Source organism: Arthrobacter sp. MA-N2, from assembly GCF_000517125.1.
GTDB classification, from domain to species: Bacteria; Actinomycetota; Actinomycetes; order Actinomycetales; family Micrococcaceae; genus Arthrobacter; species Arthrobacter methylotrophus.
The window spans coordinates 1656659-1677659 of record NZ_KI912155.1; the positions used below are offsets into that span (position 1 = coordinate 1656659).

The window sequence follows — 21001 nt, forward strand, 5'->3', positions numbered from 1 at the left end:
AAGTCATGACTTACAAGCTGATTCTGCTGCGCCACGGCCACAGCGACTGGAACGCCAAGAACCTGTTCACCGGCTGGGTGGACGTCGACCTGAACGAGCAAGGGCGCGAGGAAGCAGCGCGCGGCGGAGAGCTTCTGGTCGAGAACAACGTTCTCCCGGACATCCTGTACACCTCGCTGCTCAAGCGGGCCATCAACACGGCGAACATTGCCTTGGATAAAGCCGACCGCGGCTGGATCCCGGTCAAGCGTGACTGGCGCCTCAACGAGCGCCACTACGGTGCCCTGCAAGGCAAGGACAAAGCCCAGACCCTCGCCGAATTCGGCGAAGAGCAGTTCATGGAATGGCGTCGCAGCTACGACACCCCGCCGCCGCCCCTCTCCGATGACAGCGAGTTCTCCCAAGCCAACGATCCCCGTTACGCGGACCTCGGCGACGCCCTCCCGCGCACCGAGTGCCTCAAGGATGTCCTCGTGCGCCTTCTGCCGTACTGGGAATCGGACATCAAGGAAGACCTCAAAGCGGGCAAGACCGTCCTGGTCACCGCACACGGCAACTCCCTGCGCGCGCTCGTCAAGCACCTCGACGGCATCAGCGACGAGGACATCGCGGGCCTGAACATCCCCACGGGCATCCCGCTGGTCTACGAGCTGGACGACAACTTCCAGCCGATCAAACCCGGTGGAACCTACCTCGATCCCGAGGCTGCAGCGGAGTCCATCAAGGCTGTCGCAGCGCAGGGCAAGAAGTAGGCTTTCGCAGCCGAAGAACGCGCTGCGCTCCCGTTAATCGACGACGCCGGCCGCCCCACCTTGCGAGGTGTGGCGGCCGGCGTCGTTGTTTGAGCTGTTGTTGGCCGAGGCTAGAAGCCTTCGGGCTGCCATTCGCCAGTGACCAAGTAGGTCACTTTTCGGGCGACCGAGACGCCGTGGTCGGCGAAGCGCTCGAAGTAGCGGCTGGCGAGGGCCACATCCACGGTGGTGGCCGCATTCTCGGCCCAGGCAGGATCCGCGACGGCCCGGAAGACACTCAAGTGGAGGTCGTCGACGTGGATGTTGAGTTTGAGGATGTCCCGGGCAACTTCCAAGTCGCGGGTCTCCAGCAACAGGGTCACTTTCTGGCTGATCTCGAGGTCGAGCCGGGCCATGTCCTTGAATGTTGCCGTCAATTGCTCGGGAATGACCGTCGAAGGGTAGCGCAGGCGGGCCAGTTGGGCCACGTGCCTGGCGAGGTCACCCATGCGCTCCAGTGATGCGCTCATCCGTAGGGAGCCGACAATCATCCGGAGGTCGCTGGCCACGGGGCCTTGGAGGGCAAGGATATCGATGGCCCGCTCGTCGAGACCGTTCTGCAGGAAATCGATGCGGGCGTCAGCGGCAATGACGTCCTGGGCGAGATCGACGTCCGCGCCTTCAAAGGCGGTGGTCGCATTCTGGATCGCCTCAGTGACCAGTTTTGAGATCTCGATGAGGTCCTCACCGACCTGGGTGAGCTCCTCCTGAAAAACCTTGCGCACGGTGGCGTCCTCTCCTTGGAAGTCTTCTCCGCACCCCTCTGACGGCGCGGAAATCATCGCAGCTTAACTATGGTCCAACTAGCAAGGATCGCAATGGTCCGTGAACGGTTGCGCATCTTTAGGTGAACGTTAGCTGAATCGGGGCCGATTGGTGACCGTTCCATATTTTGCAGTGTTTTCAGCGCATAAGCTAGATCCGTGGATCCAGTGCTCATCGGTGTCATCGCAGGTCTCGTCGGCCTGTCGTGCGGCGTCTTTGGCGTGCTCGCGTTCAGGCTCAGTGAACGGCAGCGAAGGATCGCGGACCTGGACGTCGCCGAACCGATTCTTCCGGAGGGCGCAGCGGAGGTGCTGTCCGTCGTCGGGCGCGCTTTCGTCGTGGTGGACGCGATCGACGGCGTCGTGCGCGCCAGTCCAGCGGCCTACGCGTACGGCCTCGTCAGGGGCCACACCGTGGTGCATAAGCAGTTGCTGGACATGACCGCAAAGGTGCGGCGCGACGGCGTGATCCTGGAGGAGACTTTCGAGTTGCCCCGCGGTCCACTGGGCAAGGGCACCATCGTGGTGCAGGTACGGGCAGCCATGCTCGGACAGGAATATATCGTCCTGTTGGCCGATGACCGCACGGAAATCACCCGTACCGAAGAGATCCGCAACGACTTCGTCGCAAACGTTTCGCACGAACTCAAGACCCCGGTAGGCGCCATTTCCCTGCTGGCCGAGGCGCTCGAGGCCAGCCCGGACGACGAAGAAGCCGTCCGCCGTTTCGCCAAGCGCATGCACAAGGAATCGACGCGACTCGCCGCTCTGGTGCAGGACATCATAGAGCTGTCCCGCCTCCAGGGCGCCAACGTGGCGCAGCAGGGGCACGCGGTGGACATCAACACCGTAATTGCCGAAGCCGTGGATCGCTCGCAGCTCCCGGCCGAGCTCAAGAACATCAAGATCGTGGTCGGCGGCCGGACGGAAACCATGGTGTTCGGCGATCAGGACTTGTTGGTCACTGCCTTGCGGAACCTGATCGACAACGCGATCCGCTATTCGCCCGAAAACACCCGGGTGGGAGTAGGTGTCCGCGCAAAAGAGGGCGTGGTGGCTATCTCCGTCACAGACCAGGGTGAGGGGCTTAGCCCGGAAGACCAAGAGCGGATCTTCGAACGTTTTTACCGCGTGGACGCGGCCAGGTCCCGCCAGACCGGGGGTACAGGCTTGGGTCTGAGTATTGTCAAGCATGTGGTGTCCAACCACGGCGGCGAGGTCACCGTCTGGTCCCAGACCGGCCAGGGTTCAACTTTCACCATCCGCCTTCCGGAAATGGAAGGCCAGGAGGCCGACCACGCCGGGGCGAAGCCCCGAAGCGTGATTCAAACGACGGGTGCGGTACGCGCCCAAGAGCAAGGAGCTGGCGCTTGAGCAGGATTCTGATCGTGGAGGACGAGGAGTCCTTCAGCGACCCTCTGTCCTATCTATTGGGCAAGGAAGGCTTCGATGTCCAGGTGGTGGACAACGGCAGCGAGGCCTTGGTGGAGTTCGACCGCAACGGGGCAGACCTGGTGCTGCTGGACCTGCAGCTGCCGGGGACCCCTGGCACGGAGGTTTGCCGGCAACTGCGTCAACGTTCCAGCGTTCCGGTGATCATGCTGACCGCCAAGGACTCTGAAATCGACAAGGTGGTGGGCCTTGAGCTCGGCGCGGACGACTACGTCACCAAACCGTACTCGTCGAGGGAACTTGTGGCTCGCGTGCGTGCTGTGTTGCGCAGGCAAGGCGAGCCGGAGGAACTCATCACGTCCACCGTGCAGGCCGGTCCGGTCCGGATGGACATTGAGCGGCATGTGGTGAGCGTCAATGGCGAACAAGTATCGCTTCCGCTCAAGGAGTTCGAACTCCTGGAGATGCTCCTTCGCAATTCGGGCAGGGTCCTTACCCGTGGGCAATTGATCGACCGCGTCTGGGGTTCGGACTATGTGGGTGACACCAAGACCTTGGATGTTCACGTGAAGCGTTTGCGCAGCAAGATCGAGCCCGACCCCTCGGTTCCCCGCTACCTCGTGACGGTGCGGGGCCTCGGCTACAAGTTCGAGCCGTAGGAACTGCATGCCCTGAGCGGCCGGAACGGCCTCGGAGGGCAAATACATAGCAACGGCAAAGGAAGGGCTCCCCGGTGGGAGCCCTTCCTTTGTGGTTTCGTGGGCTGCCGAGCTTTGCAGGCTCGGGCCCCTGCCGCCTTAGTGGCCGGTGCTGCTGGCGCTCGGCGTCGGGCTCGCGCTGCTGCTTGACGAGGTGGAGCCGCTGCTCGGGGTGGCGGAACCGCTGGCCGAGGGGCTCGGTGAAGCGGACGCGGTGGGGAGGTACTGCTGGTATTCCTTCAACGAAGCATCCAGGACCGGGAACTGCACGGTGCGGGAATCGGAGCCGTTCGTGATGGTGATGGAAGCCATGGAGCCGGGGTTTCCGCCGCTGGTGCTCAGAATGACGGCGTCGGTGGTTTCGTTGAGGTACGTCTCGGATTTTGCCTTCACAGGAATGGTCGCCTGTGACCCGCCGGCGCCGCTGAGGGTGAGGGTGGCATCGCTCGAGGAGGTGTTGAACACGGCGCCAATGACGCGGCCCGGCTTGTTGGCATCCGTGGAGATGATGAGCATGTTGCGCAGCTGAAGCGAACCGAGGTCTTCCCTCACGCCGTCAGACGGAGAATACTGCTGGTTGGTCTGCTGGGGATTGATGTAGGCACAGCCAGTCACGGACAAGAGACCGATGGCGACAGCGGCCGACGCCATCGCCAGCTTGCCGCGCTGGACGCGGTTCATCGCAGTAATGCGCACGACACGTACTCCTCTAAGAGTCATTGGAACACTTTTCAGGCATAGCCTATCGGCAAACTAGCAGGATCACGGCTTTCGATCACCATTGTGGCGGCCCTCCGAGAGGAGTAGGGTCATCCGGGACGCCGTGTCCCATGCACTTTTATGCCCTCCCGTCAAGGGGGTGCTGGAGGGCCGAAAAGGCCATTTTCCGCGTATTTACAGGCCTCGGGGCCCCTCTCCACGCCAATCGTATGCCTTAAGCGTGATAAACTGGTTTGCGGGAAAGGGGAAAGTCCACATGGTTTTTGAGGTCGGCGAGACAGTAGTTTACCCTCACCACGGTGCAGCAAAAATTGAAGAAATCAAGATGCGCACTATCAAGGGCGAAGAGAAAATGTATCTCAAGCTCAAGGTGGCTCAGGGTGATCTGACCATTGAAGTTCCAGCAGAAAACGTAGACCTTGTTGGGGTTCGGGACGTAGTGGGCAAGGAAGGCTTGGAACACGTGTTCGACGTGCTCCGTGCCGAGTTCACTGAAGAGCCCACCAACTGGTCCCGTCGCTACAAGGCAAACCTGGAGAAGCTTGCTTCCGGCGACGTCATCAAGGTTGCAGAGGTCGTCCGCGATCTTTGGCGCCGTGATCACGATCGCGGCCTTTCCGCAGGCGAAAAGCGAATGCTGGCCAAAGCCCGTCAGATTCTGATTTCAGAACTGGCACTGGCTGAGAAGACCGACGAAGAGAAGGCTGCAAGCGTTCTCGACGAAGTTCTGGCTTCCTAACAAGATTCAAAGTTTTGAACCCCGGTGGCAATCTGCCACCGGGGTTTCCTTTTGCATGAATCCCCGCTACCGGCCAACTTCCCCAACTAGCTCGCATTTGTTGTCGTTTACAGGGCTCATAACGACAACAAATGCGAGCTAGTTGGGCGGGTGGGCACCACGTAGGCTTGGGCGCATGACTACACCATCCCATCGTGAGGCCACAGCCGTCGTCGTCGTCGCGGCAGGCTCTGGCGAGCGGCTCGGCTACGGTATGCCCAAGGCAAGAGTGCCGCTGGGCGGCGAAGCGATCCTGACCCATGCCCTTCGCGGCGTCGCTGCGGCAGATGTCGCGCGCCAGATCTGCGTTGCCCTCCCCGCGGGGGACCTGGAGCTGCGCGCTCTCTGTGAGGAATTCCGGCAAGAGCTCGGCACTGACGGCCCCCTGGTCACAGTGGTCGACGGCGGACCCACTCGGGCCGATTCGGTCCGTGCTGCCCTTGAGGCGGTGCTTGAAGGGACGAACGCTGTGCTGGTCCATGACGCCGCGCGAGCCCTTACGCCCGATCGGGTCTTCCACCGCGTGGCTGTTGCGCTTTCGTCAGGCGCCAAGGCAGTCATCCCCGCCATTGCGGTGGTGGACACCGTCAAAATGGTCGCCGAAACTGACGGGGACGACGCCGGAATCGCGCCGGAGATTGTCACAGGAACCGCGCCGAGGGAGCAACTCCGTGCCGTGCAGACACCGCAGGGATTCGACTATGAGACTTTGCTGCGTGCCCACGCGGCGGCCGCAGACTTCGACGACACCCAATCAGCAGCAATCACGGATGATGCCATGCTGGTCGAACTACTGGGCGTACGCGTCCACGCGGTGCGGGGCGCCAGCCAATCGCTGAAGATCACCACGCCGTTGGACCTCATCATTGCCGAAGGCCTGTTGGAAGGGCCGCTCGGAGTCCGATGGGTGGAAGGCTGATGGGCACTGCGCCCGGGAATGCCGCCATGATCCTGCCGCGGACGGGCATCGGTGTGGACGTGCACGCCTATGCGCCGGAGGACGAACCGCAACCGCTTTGGCTGGGCGGGCTGTTTTGGGAGGGGGAACGCGGGCTTTCAGGACATTCCGACGGCGATTGCGTCGCCCATGCAGCTGCGGATGCCCTCTTCTCTGCTTGCGGCATTGGTGACCTGGGTACGCATTTCGGTACGGACCGTCCCGAATTCGCCGGTGCTTCCGGAGTGAAGTTGCTGGGAGAAGCGGCCAGAATTGTGCGGGATGCCGGTTTTGAAATTGGGAACGTGGCAGTGCAGTTCGTTGCTAACAGGCCCAAGTTCGGCCCGCGGCGCGAAGAATCGCAGCGTGTCCTCAGCGCTGCCGCGGGGGCTCCTGTGAGCGTTACGGCGACCACCAGCGATGGCCTGGGCTTCACAGGGCGGGGCGAGGGCATCTCCGCCGTTGCGACCGCTCTCGTTTACGCCGTGCCGGCGACAGTCCGCGGCGAGGGTGCCTGAGCGCCGGTAGGTGCTGCGACGAAGGCAAATGGTGTGCATCCGCTAATCTGGAGCGGTGACCCTGCGCTTTTACGACACTGCATCCGCCGAAGTCCGTGACTTCGTTCCCCTTGAAGCCGGGAAGACCAGCGTTTACTACTGCGGTGCCACGGTACAGGGGATGCCTCACGTTGGACATGTCCGTTCAGCGATCGCGTTCGACCAGCTGACACGCTGGCTGACATACCGCGGGCTGCGTGTCACGGTAGTCCGCAATGTCACGGACATCGACGACAAGATTCTCGCCAAGTCGGCGCAGTCGTTCGGGCCGGACTGGGCCGAGGAAGCCACAGCCAAGGCCGAGGAGGAATGGTGGGCCTTGGCCTACCGCTACGAGCAGGAATTCGAGCAGGCCTACGATACCCTCGGTGTCTCCCGTCCCACCTACGAGCCCCGAGCTACGGGCCACATCCCCGAGATGCACGCTCTCATCCAACGCCTCATCGACCGTGGGCACGCTTATCCTGCGCTGGACGGCTCCGGGGATGTCTACTTCGACGTCCGCTCCTGGAGCAAGTACGGCTCGCTGACCCGCCAGAACATCGACGACATGCAGGGAGCCGCCGACGTCGAGCCTCAATTCAGTAACAGGAAGCGCGACCCGCGCGACTTTGCGCTGTGGAAGGGCTTCAAAGACGGAGAGCCGACGACGGCGAGCTGGGTTTCGCCGTGGGGAACCGGGCGGCCGGGTTGGCATCTTGAATGCTCCGCCATGGCCACAAAGTACTTGGGCCAGCAGTTCGACATTCATGGCGGCGGCTTGGATTTGCGCTTCCCGCACCACGAGAACGAGATGGCCCAGTCCCAGGCCGCCGGTGACGGCTTCGCCAACTTCTGGTTGCACAACGGCATGGTCACCTACGAGGGCGAAAAGATGTCCAAGTCGGTGGGAAACACGGTGAGCCCCCAGGAAATGCTGGAGCTCGCCAGTCCGCGGGTAGTTCGTTACTACCTCGGCCAGGCACAGTACCGCTCCGTCTTGGACTATCGGCCCACGTCGCTGCAGGAGGCCGCGGCCGCCGTGGAACGCATCTACGGTTTCATCGCGAAGGCTTCCAGGAAGTTCGGCGGCGACTTCGCTGCGCATCCCGAGTCCAGCCCTGTCCCGGACGCTTTTGCTGCCGCCATGGACGATGATCTCAACGTGCCACAGGCTCTGGGCGCCCTGCACGAAACAGTCCGCGCGGGCAACACGGCGCTGGCATCAGGGGACGACGCCGTGGCCGAGGAAGCGCTTCAAGCCGTCCGGGCCATGACCACCGTGCTTGGACTCAACGATGTCCGTGGCGAAGTCCAGGAGAACTCCGAGACCGTTCAAGCCCTTGAGGTCCTGGTGGAGGCACAGCTGCAGGCCCGTGCCGAAGCACGAGCCAACAAGGACTGGGCAGCTTCCGACGCGATCCGGGACACTTTGGCCGCGGCTGGAATCGCCGTCGAGGATGGCCCGGATGGTGCCAGCTGGAGCCTGAAAAAGGACTGAATCTGCGCCGTCAGCCCGATTTAAGTTGATTCAGTAGACTTGATTGCAGACGTACTCAACACAATCAAGGGTGGAATTCATGGCCAACAACGGTCGTCGGGCTGTCAAGAAGAAGAAGGGCCCCTCCACTGGAACCGGTGGCCACGGTCGAAAGGCCTTGGAAGGCAGGGGTCCAACCCCCAAAGCCGAGGACCGTGAATACCACAAGGCCTATAAGAGCAAGCAGCTGGCCGAACGCTCGGCAGCCAAGCGTGCGGCCGGGGGAGGCAGCCGCTCCAATCCTGGCGCCCGCTCGGGTCCGAAGGGCCGCGCTACTGAGGAAGTAGTCACTGGACGCAACTCCGTGGTGGAAGCCCTGCGCGCCGGCATCCCCGCGAAGGCGTTGCACGTTGCCATCCGGATCGAGATGGACGATCGCGTCAAGGAGTCCCTCAAGCTCGCTGCGGAACGTGGTATCCCGCTGCTGGAAACCGGTAAGCCGGAACTGGACCGCATGACCGAGGATGCCGTCCACCAGGGCCTCGTGCTGCAGATCCCGCCCTACGAGTACCAGGACGCCTACGACCTCGCCGAGGAAACGGTTGGCAAGTGGAAGAAGGGGTACATCGCCAATGCGCCCCTCTTCGTTGCCCTTGACGGCATCACGGATCCGCGCAACCTGGGTGCGATCATTCGCTCCGTTTCCGCTTTCAGTGGACACGGCGTGATTGTGCCTGAGCGCCGCTCGGTCGGTGTGACGGCTTCTGCGTGGAAGACCAGCGCCGGCGCGGCAGTCCGCGTCCCCGTGGCCCGGGCGGCCAACCTCAACAACGCCCTCAAGCAGTTCAAGGAGATGGGTATCTTCGTGCTCGGCCTGGACGGCGACGGTGACGTCTCGTTGCCGGATCTCTCCTTGGCTACCGAGCCCCTCTGCATTGTTGTCGGTTCCGAGGGCAAGGGCCTCAGCCGACTGGTCCGGGAAAACTGCGACCAGATCATCTCCATCCCGATCGACTCCGCCATGGAATCGCTCAATGCCTCCATGGCCGTGGGGATCTCCCTGTACGAAGTTTCAAGGCAGCGCGCAGCCAAGTAACCAACGCCCGCTCACCTTTTTGGCGGTTCCAACGGACGCTCGCTCACTTGATGAACTGGTCCCCGGAAGTTGGACTGGCTAAGTAGGATCCTAGGCTGCGAGGGCCTGGGCACGGTATTGCACCGGGCTCAGGCCCTCGAGTTTTGTGGAGATTCTTTCGGTGTTGTACCAGCGGATGTACTCGTGCAGCGCTGTTTCCAGTGCCTCGGTGTTGAGGAACCTGGTCCTGTGGAACATCTCCTCCTTGAGGTGGCCGAAGAAGTTCTCCATCACGGCGTTGTCGTAGCAGTTGCCCTTGCGCGACATGGATTGGACCGCGCCGGCGCCCTCGAGGAGAGTGCGCCAGGAGATGTGCTGGTACTGGACCCCCTGGTCGGAGTGCACCAGAGGCTGCTGGCCTTGCCCGAGGCGGCTCAATGCCTCACGCAGCGAGGTGTTGGTCAGCTCCAGGTTCGGGGAGGACCCGATCGAATAGGAGATGATCTGCCGGTCGAAGAGGTCCATGACCGGTGAGAGGTAGAGCTTGCGGTCCCCGACGCTGAACTCGGTCACGTCGGTGACCCATTTCCGGTTCGGGGCATCGGCGTCGAATTCCCGGTTCAGCACGTTCTCCGCGACGGCGCCCTGCCCGCCCCGGTAGGAGTTGTAGCGTTTCTTCCGCCGCACCTGGCAGACCAGCCGCAGCGAACGCATCAGCTTCAGCACGGTCTTCTTCGCGACCGCCCACCCCTGCCTGCCCAGCTCGGTGTGGATGCGCCGGTGCCCGTACCGGCCCCGGTTCTTCGCGAAGATCTCCGCCACCGCGGCCTTCAGTGCTTCCTGCGGGTCCGGAGCCTGCAGGCGCCCCTGGTGATAGAAGAACGTGGACCGGGCAAGCCCGGCCACCTGCAGCAGGACGGGCAGGGGAAAGCCGGCCTTGAGAGCGATGAGGGCCTGGACCTTCACCGTCGTTCCTGCGCCCTCAAGGCCCGCAATTTTCCCAAATACGCCACCTCGGCCCGCAACCGCTCGTTCTCCCGCCGCAACCGCTCCAGCTCGGGCAGTTCCGCCGGGGGCGGGGAATCGGGCTGCCGGGGCCTGCCCCTGGGCTTGGGCCGCAACGCGTCCGCGCCCTCCCGGCGATACGCCCGGACCCACTTCTGCAACAACTCGCGCGAGGACAAACCTGCCTCCACTGCCAGGTCCGGGCCGGTCTCGCCCGCGAGGAACCGCTCGACCAGGGCGAGCTTGAACTCGAAAGAGTACGACTTCGCCGGCTTGCTCACCAGCGCTCCTTGCCCATGAATCCTCCACCGCCCAAACAGTGCCTTGACCGGCACACGAGACACACCCAGCATCCTGGCCGCCGCCACGTGCCCGACGCCTTTCTCAAACCACGCTACAGCGGCCTCACGCTGGACCTCAGACAATGAACTACGTGCATGCATAAAACTGCTCCCTGGAAGTCGGAACTGAATTTCTCAGTCCAACTTCCGGGGACCAGTTCAAGATGTGAGCGGGCGTCCGGGGTTTTCCGGTGAAAGGTGAGCGAGAGTCGCTGTCAACCGGAAGAATCGTTTTAGAAGTCGCGGCGGTTGGCCAAGACCGGGAGCTTGACTCGGGCGTCCTCGACGACGGCGGCATCCAGCTCCGCGAACAAGAGGCCGGGTTCGGCGTCGAGCTCTTCCAGCACTGTTCCCAAAGGGGACACGACGACGGAGTGCCCCACTCCGGTGGGCGCGGCACCCTTGGGTTCGCGGCCCTGGCTCGCGGGATCGCCTTGGCCGCAGGCGAGCACGAAGGTTGTGGTATCGATCGCCCTGGCCCGCGCGAGCAGCGTCCATTGCTCAGCCTTGCCCGGCCCGGCTCCCCAGGATGCGGACACGATATTCACGTCGGCTCCGCGGACAGCGTTGGCCGTAAAGAGAGCCGGGAACCGGATGTCGTAGCAGGTGGCCAGGCCAAAGGTGAGGCCGCCGGCGTCGAACGTTACTGGATCCGTGCCGCCATCAACGGTGTCCGATTCCGCAAAACCGAAGGCGTCGAAGAGGTGGATCTTGTCGTAGCTGGTTTCCACGCCTGGTCCCGTGGCGATCAGGGTGTTCCGGACCTTGCCGTTGCTGCTGCCGTCGGACGCAAACCCGGGGGTGAACATGCCGGCCACGATCACGATCCCAAGTTCCTGGGCAATCTCCCGCACCCGGCTGGCCCACGGGCCATCCAGAGGCTGGGCGATGTCGATCAGGGAATTCCCGAACGCCCGCATGGTCGCCTCCGGGAACACCACCAGCTCGGCGCCGCCGTCCTTGGCCCGGCGCGCGTAGTCTTCCAACAGGATCAGGTTGTCTGCCAGTTCGCGGCCGCTGATGAGTTGAGCAAGGGCGATTCGCACAATTACCTCCACATGGTCTATAGGCAAAGTATGCAACGACCACGGCGAGGAAACGAACTCATCCACGGGCCGGCAGGCTATCAGGCCCCTCTGACACAATCAGCGCAAACGTCCGGTTTCGGGAGACACCCCAGGAACCGGGTAATAGGACGTTTCAGCAGGTGAGCGGCCTGTTTGCACCCGCTGGGGCCATCGGTCCGGCCCCGAGCGCCGGCCACCAACACTGTCATATGAGCAGCGGACAACAGAGATTTGGCACCGAAGACTAAACTCTCAATCAATGGTTATGCCGATTTTTGACACAGCATCAACAACGGGCGCCTCGCGGCCGTCGCCGCTTGGGCTGAGCGTTCCGCGGCCTGGAGCGTCCGACGGCGATGCCCACTCTCCGGACCGGGTCAACGTTGCCGTGTGGGCACCCGGGATCACCCGAATCGAGCTCGCCTACAAGGCCCCCGGCGATTCCTGGAAAGTCCAGATACTGCCCAACATAGATGACGGAGTGCACCACGGAATCGTGGACGGGCTGCCACCTGGCAGCCGGTACGGCTTCCGTGCCGCCGTCCTTGAGGAAGCACTGCCGCTGTCCGTTCCCGCTCCGGACTTTGATGCCGACGACGCCGAGCAATTGTTGCTGGATCCCTACGGCCGGGCGGTGCACCAGCGCGGCGAATTGTTGACCTCCGTCCGCATGGAGTCGGCCTTCGACTGGGGTGAAGACCAACGGCCGCTTCGCACGCCGTGGCGGGACAGCATCATCTACGAGGCACATGTCCGGGGCCAAAGCATGCAGCATCCGGATATCCCGGAGCACCTCCGTGGAACCTACGCGGGCATGGCTCATCCCGCCATGATCGAGCACTTCCACTCCCTCGGTGTGTCAGCCGTTCAATTGCTGCCCGTGCATTTCCACATGGACGAGCAGCACTTGCAATATCTGGGCCTGACCAACTATTGGGGATACAACACGGCTGCGTTCTTCGCGCCGCATGCGGACTACGCAACCCAGGCAGCCCAGCAGGCAGGTCCCCACGCCGTCCAAGACGAATTCAAGGGCATGGTGAAGCTGCTGCATGCCGCGGGGATTGAAGTGATCCTCGACGTCGTCTACAACCACACTGCCGAAGGAGGTCCCGACGGCGATACCTTCAGTTTCAGGGGCCTGGGGGAGCGGGAGTACTACCGCCACGATGCCCACGGCCGCTACCTTGATACGACTGGTTGCGGCAACACCCTCAACTTCGCCGAACCCCGGGTAGTGGACCTGGCCATCGACTCGCTGCGCTATTGGGTGAATGAATTCCACATTGACGGCTTCCGCTTCGACCTTGCCGTGACCCTGTGCCGCAATGCGGGCAACGATTTCGATCCTGAGCATCCTTTCCTGAAGCGCATTGCGGACGATCCCGTGCTGTCCAAGGCCAAGCTCATTTCCGAACCTTGGGACGTGGGCTACGGCGGCTGGCAGACTGGCCGGTTCCCCAAGGGATGGGTGGACTGGAACGATCATTTCCGCGACGGCGTGCGCCGCTTCTGGCTCTCGGACCGGGGCGCTCACGAAGGCGGGATGTCCGGCAGCACCATGGGGGATCTCGCCGACGCCTTGACGGGCTCGGCCCGGGTTTTTGAACCGTCCGGACGTTCCAGGCTCGCTTCGCTCAACTTCGTCACGGCCCACGACGGCTTCACCTTAAGAGATCTGGTGTCTTACGACCGCAAACACAACGAGGCCAACGGCGAGCAAAACCGGGACGGGCAGACCCACAGCCTCAGCTACAATCACGGATTCGAAGGCCGCACCGAAAACGAGACGATTCTCGCCGCGCGCGCCCTTTCCAAGCGGAACCTCATGACCACGTTGATGATCTCCCTTGGCATACCCATGATCACCGCTGGCGATGAGCTTGGACGAACGCAGCAGGGGAACAACAACGCCTACTGCCAGGACAACCCGCTCACGTGGATCGACTGGACCCAGACACCCGAATCCCATGAGATGCTGCGGAGCACCAAACGGGTGATCCGGCTCCGCAAAGAGTTCATGAAGGCCCAAGGCGCCGGTTTCCCGGACAATGGCACGGGCTTGGATTGGTTTGATGAAAAGGGCCAGCCCATGACGGAGGCCCGGTGGCACGATTCCTCCTTGCGGATTGTCCAGTTGCTGATGAGCTCGGAAGGTGGCGCCTTCCGCGGACTGATCGTGATCAACGGAAACAAGGATGACCACAAGGTCGTCCTCCCCAAATTGATCGCCGAATCCGGCACGGGAAGCCGCATGTTCGAGCTACGCCTGACGACGTCCGAGCTCAATGACCGCAGGCAGGGAGCACTGGTTGCAGCAGGCGAGCGGGAAGTGGTCCAAGGCAACACCATCAACATTTACCGCACCTAGGGACACCATGAAGATCTATTCCGCTGATACCTGGACGCTTGAAGAACTGCAAGAACAAGTGTCCGACGCCGGCCGCCGCACGGTGATGGTTCCCCCGGCAGCAAGTAAGCAGGCGGTCCTGGAGGTCTTCGGCCAAGTGCTCGATTTCCCCGAGTACTACGGCGTGGACCTGGACGCCCTCAACGATTCACTCCACGATTTCGCAGACACCGTGTCCGAGGACGGCCAGCCGCCCGTCACGCTGATTTGGCAGGTTCCGGCGGCCTACCGCACGGACCGGTCCTTCGGAGTGGTTTGTGAAATCCTCCAGGACGCAGAAAGCTACTCCGGCCGGGACCTCGCCGTCATCGCGGTTTTCCAGCAGTAGCATACGGGCCGGGCGGGCCTGAGCCCGCCCGGCAGACAGTTTGGCCGCTACGCGTTGACGATCAGCCCTAGTTCCGCCTTCGTGGCCAAGGAGGGGTGTTTCGGGAAGACCCGGACGGTATAGCCGAAGGAACCGGAGCGGTTGATCAGGATGGAGCCGGTGAACAGGTGCCGGCCGTTGCCCAGATCCTCGAAGGAGCTCAGCTCGGCCACGGTGATGTCTTCCAGCTCGTCAGTTTCCTCGGCCCGCCCATAAGCCACCTCGACGCTGACGTCCGCCGGCGTCAGGGTGTGGAGGGCGATGTATGCGTTGACGCGGAGCGTGTCGCCGACCTGGGGTTCCTCGGAGACGCCTACGGAATCGACGTGCTCCACGACCAGTTGCGGCCAGGCGCCGCGGACCTTCGTGATCCAGGACGCCAATTCCTTCGCTTCTTTGAAGGAATTGGCCACCGCACGCCGCCCCGACTCTGCGGCTGGACGGTACAAAGTATTGACGTAGTCCTGGAGCATGCGTTCGGCCGAGACCGCCGGGCCGAGGTGGGCCAAGGTGTGCTTGATCATGGAGACCCAGTGCGTCGGGACGGTCTCCGGAGGGGACTGCGAGGGACCTGCGGCGCCGGCGTCCGCGGAGACTGTGGAACCGTAGAAGCGTGGGGCCACCTGGGTCTCCAGGAGCTCGTACAGGGCTGCGGCCTCGATGTCGTCGCGTTCGGTCGGAGATGCGTCATTGTTGGCGGTGGGGATCGCCCAGCCGTTCTCGCCGTCGTACATCTCATCCCACCAGCCATCCAGGACGGACAGGTTCAGGGAACCGTTGATGGCCGCCTTCATGCCGGAGGTGCCGCAGGCTTCCAAGGGCCGGAGCGGGTTGTTCAGCCATACGTCGCAGCCCGGGAAGAGCGTGCGGGCCATGGCGATGTCGTAGTTGGGCAGGAACACGATCCGGTGCCGCACCGAGGGGTCGTCGGTGAATTTGACCAGGTCCTGGATCATTTTCTTGCCGGCGTCGTCCGCGGGGTGTGACTTACCGGCGATAACCAGCTGGATGGGGTGCTTGGGATCAAGCAGCAATGCCTTCAGGCGTGCAGGGTCCCGGAGCATGAGTGTGAGGCGCTTGTAGGTCGGCACGCGCCGGGCGAAGCCGATCGTCAGCACGTCCGGGTCCAGGACGGCGTCGGTCCAGCCCAGTTCCGCATCGGCGGCACCGCGCTTTTTCCACGCTGCGCGGAGCCGGCGCCGCACGTCCTCCACGAGGGACACGCGAAGTTGCCGGCGCAGCTTCCAGACGTCCTCGTCGCTGACGTTGTAGGCGAGGTCCCAACGGCCCACGGCTTCGGCTTCGGTTCCGAACTGCTCGCGGGCCAAAGAAGAGATACGCGGATCCACCCAGGAGGGCACGTGGACCCCGTTGGTTACCGAGGTGATCGGGATTTCGGAGTGGTCGAAGCCAGGCCAAAGCCCGGAGAACATCTCGCGCGACACCACACCATGCAGTTTGGCCACGCCATTGGCCCGCTGCGCCAGGCGCAATCCCATGACAGCCATGTTGAAGACTGCGGGGTTGCCACCCTCATAGTTTTCCCTGCCGAGTTCCAGGACCCTGTCCACGGGAACATCCGGTGCCAGCCCGGCGTCGAAGAAGTGCCGGATCTGCACGGCCTCGAAGCGGTCGATCCCGGCCGGAACCGGGGTATGTGTGGTGAAGACGGTGGACGCCCGCCCGGCGGCGAGAGCCTCGGACCAAGAGAGCGGGGCCTCGGTGGACATGAGCTCCTGGATGCGTTCGATACCCAGGAAACCTGCGTGGCCCTCGTTGGTGTGGAACACTTCCGGGGCCGGGGTGCCCGTGAGGCGCTGGTAGACCCGCAGCGCCTTAACTCCGCCCATGCCAAGCAGGAGTTCCTGCTGTAGACGGTGGTCGCCACCGCCACCGTAGAGGCGATCCGTGATGCCGCGCGCGGCGTCGTCGTTGCCGGGAACGTTCGAATCGAGCAGCAGGAGGGGCACGCGTCCGACGTCGGCCCGCCAGATGTGCGCATTGAGCTTGCGTCCATTGGGCAGCGGCAGCGAAATCGTCACCGGCTTGCCGGGGCCGTCCTCGCACGGTTCACGGAGCAGCGTCAGCGGTAGTCCGTCCGGGTCCAGCACCGGGTAGGTTTCCTGCTGCCAGGCGTCCCGTGAAAGGGACTGCTTGAAGTAGCCCGCCTGGTAGAGCAGTCCGACGCCGATCAGCGGCACGCCCAAGTCCGAAGCGGCCTTCAGATGGTCACCGGCCAGGATGCCCAGGCCACCCGAGTACTGCGGAAGCACTTCCGTGATACCGAACTCAGGTGAGAAGTAGGCGATGCACGCCGGAGCATCCGGCCCTAGCCCCTGGTACCAACGCGGTTCACTCAGGTACCGGTCAAGATCCGCCGCGGCGTGTTGGACACGTTCAACAAGATCGTTGTTGGAGGCAAGTTGGTCCAATTGATCACGGCTGATTGATCCCAGAAGGCTGATGGGATCATGGCGGTTCTCCTGCCACAATTCCTGGTCGAGGCTGGCAAAGAGCTCGCGGGTGGGGCGGTGCCACGACCAACGCAGGTTCGTTGCAAGACGCGCCAGCGGCTGGATCGGCTCAGGGAGCAGAGTACGGACTGTAAACCTTCGAATTGCCTTCACTAGCGCCACACTAATCCACTCGATGTACAGCAGGAACAGCTTTCGGTTTCTTTTAGGTAAATGACAGATTGCGCCGAGGAGTCTGGCGGCACCCCTTAGCAAAATGTGATTTTTCTCGCTAACGTCGAGGTTGTGACGACTACTGCAACAACGCGATCCAGCTCAGCATCCAAGTCCAAGCAGAAGACGGGCATCACCGAAGGTCTCAGATTCGGCAGATTCCCCATTACGGCCGTGCAACCCGTGATCGAAGAAGGCCGGTTCCCGGCCAAGGCGTTGCCAGGCGAAGACCTGGTGGTAGGCGCCACGGTCTTCCGTGAGGGCCACGACCAGCTTGGCGTGAGTGCCATCCTTTTGGACCCGAAAGGCAAAGAGCGTCAACGTGTCCGGCTCGCACCCGCACCGGGCGAGCGCGGAAAGGGAACCGACCGTTGGGAAGGCCTGCTGACCCCGACGGCGCCGGGAGCCTGGACGTTCGCGATCGAAGCCTGGCACGATCGCTACGGAACGTGGCACCACAACGCCGAAGTCAAGGTCGAGGCCGGTATCGACGTCGAGCTGATGCTCGCCGAAGGCGTCGCCCTCCTCGCGGAAGCCGCCGGTGAGAGCGCTCGCAGCGCGGCAGACAAGCGCACCCTTCGCGCCGCTTCTGAAGCGTTGGCTGATACGTCGAAGACTGCCGAGGAGCGCCTTGCTGCCGGTTTCAGCGCAGAGGTTGCCGCCGTCGTCGAGCGCCAGCCGATCCGTGAACTGGTGACCGTCTCGGACCAGTACCCGCTGCTGGTGGAGCGTGACCTTGCCGGCCGCGGAGCCTGGTACGAATTCTTCCCGCGTTCCGAGGGGGCCGTTTTCGATCCCGCCAACGGAACATGGACCTCAGGGAACTTTACGACGGCGGCTAAGCGGCTCGACGCTGTTGCGGACATGGGCTTTGATGTCATCTACCTGCCGCCGATCCACCCGATTGGGTTCCAACACCGCAAGGGCCGCAACAACTCGCTGACCCCGGGTCCGCAAGATCCCGGCTCGCCGTGGGCTATCGGCTCCAAGGACGGCGGGCACGACGCCATCCACCCGGAACTCGGATCGTTCGAAGATTTTGACGCCTTCGTAGCCCGCGCCAATGAGCTGGGCCTGGAAGTAGCGCTCGACTTGGCGCTGCAGGCCGCCCCTGACCATCCCTGGGTGAAGACAAACCCGGAATGGTTTACCACCCGTGTGGACGGCAGCATCGCCTACGCGGAAAACCCGCCCAAGAAGTACCAGGACATCTACCCGCTGAATTTCGACAACGATCCCGCCGGGCTGTCCAAGGAAGTCCTGCGGATTGTCTTCCTGTGGGTCAGCCACGGCGTGAAGATCTTCCGTGTGGACAACCCGCACACCAAACCGGTGTGGTTCTGGGAGTGGCTGATCGGCAAGGTCAACAAGAAGTACCCCGACGTCGTTTTCCTCGCCGAGGCGTTCACCCGCCCCGCGATGATGCACGCCCTCGGCCGGGCAGGCTTCCAACAGTCATACACCTACTTCACTTGGCGGAACACGAAGCGCGAACTGGAGTCCTACTTCCACGAGGTCAGCCACGTGTCCCCGGCATATTTCAGACCCAACTTCTTCGTCAACACCCCGGACATCCTCACGGAATACCTCCAGTACGGCGGTCCGGCCGCATTCCGCATCCGTGCCGCCCTGGCTGCCACCGCCAGCCCGCTGTGGGGTGTCTATGCCGGATTCGAACTATACGAGCACGTGGCACGTCCGGGTGCCGAGGAGTATATCGACAACGAGAAATACGAGTTCAAGAACCGCAACTGGGATGCCGCGGCTGCCTCCGGGCACAGTCTGGCCCCCTACATCACACGGCTGAACGCCATTCGAAAGGCCCACCCCGCCTTGGGCGATCTGCAGAACCTGACGCTGCATGACAGCACGGATGACGCCACCATCGTGTTCTCCAAGCACAAGACCCTGCCCGACGGCAGCAAGGACACCTTGATCATCGTGGTCAACGTCGATCCCCACGGCACCAGGGAAAGCACCGTGACCCTGGATCTCTCCGCTCTTTCGCTGGATCCATCCGACTTCACCGCCAACGGACGATTCTGGGTGGATGATTTGGTCAGCGGCGAAAGCTGGGAGTGGGGCGAGTACAACTACGTCCGACTAGACGCCCATGTAGAACCGGCACACATTCTCAACATCCGGAGGTAGCCTTAGTGAGCTTCAATCCGCAGGGCCAGAGCCAGTACTTTACGCCTAAGAACACTTTCGAGTTGAACGCCCCGGGCCTTCAGCATGACCCTCACTGGTATCGGAAGGCGGTTTTCTACGAGGTGCTGGTGAGGGCCTTCGCGGATGCCAATGGTGACGGCTCGGGCGATTTTCACGGCCTGATCGACAAACTGGACTATCTGCAATGGCTCGGGGTGGACTGTTTGTGGCTGCCGCCATTCTTCGATTCGCCCCTGCGCGACGGCGGCTACGACATTTCCGATTACACCTCCGTCCTGGACGAGTTCGGCACCATCAGCGATTTCAAACGGCTCGTGGCCGAGGCCCATGCAAGGGGCGTCCGGGTCATCATCGACCTCCCCCTGAACCACACCTCGGACCAACACCCGTGGTTCCAGGAGTCGCGCAAGAATCCAGATGGTCCTTATGGCGACTTCTACGTGTGGAGTGACACCGACGAAAAGTACCAGGACGCCCGCATCATCTTCGTGGATACGGAAGAGTCGAACTGGACCTTCGATCCGATCCGCAGGCAGTTCTTCTGGCACCGCTTCTTCAGCCACCAACCTGACCTGAACTTCGAAAACCCCAAGGTGATCGAGGCCGTCCACGACGTCGTCCGGTTCTGGCTGGACCAAGGAATTGACGGATTTCGGGCGGATGCCATCCCGTACCTTTTCGAAGAGGAGGGCACGAATTGCGAAAACCTGCCGGCCACCCACGGCTTCCTGCGGGAACTTCGCAAGATGGTGGACGAGAACTACCCCGGCCGCGTGATCATCGCCGAAGCCAACCAACCACCGCACGACGTCGTGGAGTACTTCGGCACCGTGGAAGAACCGGAGTGCCACATGGCTTTCCACTTCCCGATCATGCCGCGCTTGTACTACGCGCTCCGCGACCAGAAAGCCGCGCCGATCATCGAAACCCTGCGCGAGACCCCGGGCATTCCCGCCGGGGCGCAATGGGGCACCTTCCTGCGCAACCATGACGAGCTGACCTTGGAAATGGTCACGGCCGACGAACGTGCCGCCATGCTCGGCTGGTACGCGCCGGACCCCAGGATGCGCGCCAACATCGGAATCCGGCGCAGGCTTGCCTCGCTGCTGGACAACTCCCGCTCCGAGATTGAGCTCATCAATGCGTTGTTGCTGTCCCTCCCCGGCAGTCCTTTCCTCTACTACGGGGATGAAATCGGGATGGGTGACAACATCTGGCTCGACGATCGCGACGCCGTCCGCACGCCGATGCAATGGAACCCGGACCGTAATGCAGGTTTCTCCAACGCCGATCCCGGAAAGCTCTACCTGCCCGTCATCCAGTCGTTGGTCTACAACTACAGCATGGCGAACGTCGAAGCCGAAGCAGCCCATTCCGGGTCGCTCCTGCGTTGGACCCGGCAGATCCTGAGCGTCCGGAAGAACCACGCGGCCTTTGGACTAGGCGAATTCCGGCACGTCCCGGCAGACCACGAGGTGGTGCTCGCCTACATGCGCGATCTCCGCGAAGGCAATCCGGAAGGCGAGGATGCCGAGTCCATCCTGTGCGTTTTCAACCTGTCCCAGCATCCGGTGGCCACCACTTTGGATATCCCCGAATACGCCGGTAGGGGCTTGAGGGATGTGTTCGGCGGTCAGCCATTCCCGGGGATTGGGGCCGACGGCTCCCTGACCCTCACGCTCGGCAGCCACGATTTCTTCTGGCTCCGGGTACGCTCGGCGGGATCCACCGGATCCTCGCCGTACACCCAAGCCATCCCAGTGCTCTCCATCGAAGGCTGA

At 62.8% G+C, this 21001-nt stretch carries 18 protein-coding genes; 12 read left to right on the top strand and 6 right to left on the bottom strand.

What is annotated here, in order from left to right:
* The first annotated feature begins 5 nt into the window (after positions 1–5).
* Positions 6–752: a phosphoglyceromutase gene (locus A3M3_RS0108495; protein WP_028265977.1), complete on the top strand. Its 747-nt coding sequence runs from the start codon at positions 6–8 to the stop codon at positions 750–752.
* A 110-nt stretch (positions 753–862) separates the two neighbouring features.
* On the opposite strand, the gene phoU is transcribed toward A3M3_RS0108495, so the two are convergent.
* Entirely contained in the window at positions 863–1516 is a 654-nt protein-coding gene (gene phoU / locus A3M3_RS0108500; RefSeq protein ID WP_028265978.1) for a phosphate signaling complex protein PhoU, read from the bottom strand.
* 207 nt (positions 1517–1723) lie between these two features.
* On the opposite strand from phoU, the gene A3M3_RS24330 reads away from it, so the two are divergent.
* Positions 1724–2929, top strand: a complete 1206-nt coding sequence (locus A3M3_RS24330) for a sensor histidine kinase (protein WP_051423047.1) — start codon at positions 1724–1726, stop codon at positions 2927–2929.
* Positions 2926–3606 carry a response regulator transcription factor gene (locus tag A3M3_RS0108510; protein WP_028265979.1) on the top strand — a complete coding sequence of 227 codons (681 nt, stop codon included), beginning with the start codon at positions 2926–2928 and terminating at the stop codon, positions 3604–3606. The genes A3M3_RS24330 and A3M3_RS0108510 overlap by 4 nt, the downstream gene beginning before the upstream one ends.
* Positions 3607–3744: 138 nt before the next feature.
* Here the strand turns inward: A3M3_RS0108510 and A3M3_RS0108515 are convergent, their stop codons facing one another.
* Positions 3745–4326, bottom strand: a complete 582-nt coding sequence (locus A3M3_RS0108515; protein WP_028265980.1) for a hypothetical protein — start codon at positions 4324–4326, stop codon at positions 3745–3747.
* A gap of 295 nt (positions 4327–4621) precedes the next feature.
* Between A3M3_RS0108515 and A3M3_RS0108520 the strand changes: the two genes are divergently transcribed.
* The 5 genes from A3M3_RS0108520 (at position 4622) to rlmB (ending at position 9192) form a co-directional block, all read left to right on the top strand.
* Positions 4622–5104, top strand: coding sequence for a CarD family transcriptional regulator (locus A3M3_RS0108520; protein ID WP_011690592.1), 483 nt, complete (start codon positions 4622–4624; stop codon positions 5102–5104).
* Positions 5105–5279: 175 nt separating this feature from the next.
* A complete protein-coding gene (ispD, locus tag A3M3_RS0108525; protein ID WP_028265981.1) occupies positions 5280–6062 on the top strand; it encodes a 2-C-methyl-D-erythritol 4-phosphate cytidylyltransferase in 783 nt (260 codons plus the stop codon).
* A gap of 26 nt (positions 6063–6088) precedes the next feature.
* Positions 6089–6598 carry a 2-C-methyl-D-erythritol 2,4-cyclodiphosphate synthase gene (ispF, locus tag A3M3_RS24335; RefSeq protein WP_035742501.1) on the top strand — a complete coding sequence of 170 codons (510 nt, stop codon included), beginning with the start codon at positions 6089–6091 and terminating at the stop codon, positions 6596–6598.
* Between the two features lie 55 nt (positions 6599–6653).
* A complete protein-coding gene (gene cysS / locus A3M3_RS0108535; RefSeq protein WP_028265982.1) occupies positions 6654–8117 on the top strand; it encodes a cysteine--tRNA ligase in 1464 nt (487 codons plus the stop codon).
* A 79-nt stretch (positions 8118–8196) separates the two neighbouring features.
* Positions 8197–9192, top strand: coding sequence for a 23S rRNA (guanosine(2251)-2'-O)-methyltransferase RlmB (gene rlmB, locus A3M3_RS0108540; protein WP_028265983.1), 996 nt, complete (start codon positions 8197–8199; stop codon positions 9190–9192).
* 90 nt (positions 9193–9282) lie between these two features.
* Here the strand turns inward: rlmB and A3M3_RS0108545 are convergent, their stop codons facing one another.
* From A3M3_RS0108545 to A3M3_RS0108555, 3 genes are all read right to left on the bottom strand, one after another.
* Positions 9283–10137 carry an IS3 family transposase gene (locus A3M3_RS0108545; protein WP_028265294.1) on the bottom strand — a complete coding sequence of 285 codons (855 nt, stop codon included), beginning with the start codon at positions 10135–10137 and terminating at the stop codon, positions 9283–9285.
* On the bottom strand, positions 10134–10457 hold the full coding sequence (locus tag A3M3_RS28825; protein ID WP_231497211.1) for a helix-turn-helix domain-containing protein: 324 nt from the start codon (positions 10455–10457) through the stop codon (positions 10134–10136). Before A3M3_RS28825 ends, A3M3_RS0108545 begins: the two co-directional genes overlap by 4 nt.
* A 293-nt stretch (positions 10458–10750) precedes the next feature.
* Complete coding sequence (locus A3M3_RS0108555; protein ID WP_028265985.1) at positions 10751–11563, bottom strand: carbon-nitrogen hydrolase family protein; 813 nt, start codon at positions 11561–11563, stop codon at positions 10751–10753.
* A gap of 280 nt (positions 11564–11843) precedes the next feature.
* Between A3M3_RS0108555 and glgX the strand changes: the two genes are divergently transcribed.
* Positions 11844–13955: a glycogen debranching protein GlgX gene (gene glgX, locus A3M3_RS0108560; RefSeq protein WP_028265986.1), complete on the top strand. Its 2112-nt coding sequence runs from the start codon at positions 11844–11846 to the stop codon at positions 13953–13955.
* A gap of 7 nt (positions 13956–13962) precedes the next feature.
* The gene (locus A3M3_RS0108565; RefSeq protein ID WP_028265987.1) at positions 13963–14322 is read left to right on the top strand and encodes a barstar family protein; all 360 of its coding nucleotides are present in this window, start codon (positions 13963–13965) and stop codon (positions 14320–14322) included.
* A gap of 47 nt (positions 14323–14369) precedes the next feature.
* Here A3M3_RS0108565 and glgP read toward each other — a convergent pair whose 3' ends face one another.
* Positions 14370–16988 carry an alpha-glucan family phosphorylase gene (glgP, locus tag A3M3_RS0108570; protein ID WP_197023161.1) on the bottom strand — a complete coding sequence of 873 codons (2619 nt, stop codon included), beginning with the start codon at positions 16986–16988 and terminating at the stop codon, positions 14370–14372.
* A 132-nt stretch (positions 16989–17120) separates the two neighbouring features.
* Between glgP and A3M3_RS0108575 the strand changes: the two genes are divergently transcribed.
* Both A3M3_RS0108575 and treS read left to right on the top strand, forming a co-directional pair.
* A complete protein-coding gene (locus tag A3M3_RS0108575; RefSeq protein WP_051423306.1) occupies positions 17121–19199 on the top strand; it encodes an alpha-1,4-glucan--maltose-1-phosphate maltosyltransferase in 2079 nt (692 codons plus the stop codon).
* Positions 19200–19204: 5 nt separating this feature from the next.
* Positions 19205–21001 (top strand): maltose alpha-D-glucosyltransferase, encoded by a 1797-nt coding sequence (gene treS / locus A3M3_RS0108580; protein WP_028265990.1) that lies wholly within the window; start codon positions 19205–19207, stop codon positions 20999–21001.

Coding starts and splice junctions, on each gene's coding strand:
- A3M3_RS0108515 (WP_028265980.1), bottom strand. CDS start 4,326: ATGAACCGCGTCCAGCGCGGCAAGCTGGCGATGGCGTCGGCCGCTGTC.
- glgX (WP_028265986.1), top strand. CDS start 11,844: ATGGTTATGCCGATTTTTGACACAGCATCAACAACGGGCGCCTCGCGG.
- rlmB (WP_028265983.1), top strand. CDS start 8,197: ATGGCCAACAACGGTCGTCGGGCTGTCAAGAAGAAGAAGGGCCCCTCC.
- A3M3_RS0108565 (WP_028265987.1), top strand. CDS start 13,963: ATGAAGATCTATTCCGCTGATACCTGGACGCTTGAAGAACTGCAAGAA.
- A3M3_RS0108495 (WP_028265977.1), top strand. CDS start 6: ATGACTTACAAGCTGATTCTGCTGCGCCACGGCCACAGCGACTGGAAC.
- ispD (WP_028265981.1), top strand. CDS start 5,280: ATGACTACACCATCCCATCGTGAGGCCACAGCCGTCGTCGTCGTCGCG.
- ispF (WP_035742501.1), top strand. CDS start 6,089: ATGATCCTGCCGCGGACGGGCATCGGTGTGGACGTGCACGCCTATGCG.
- A3M3_RS0108520 (WP_011690592.1), top strand. CDS start 4,622: ATGGTTTTTGAGGTCGGCGAGACAGTAGTTTACCCTCACCACGGTGCA.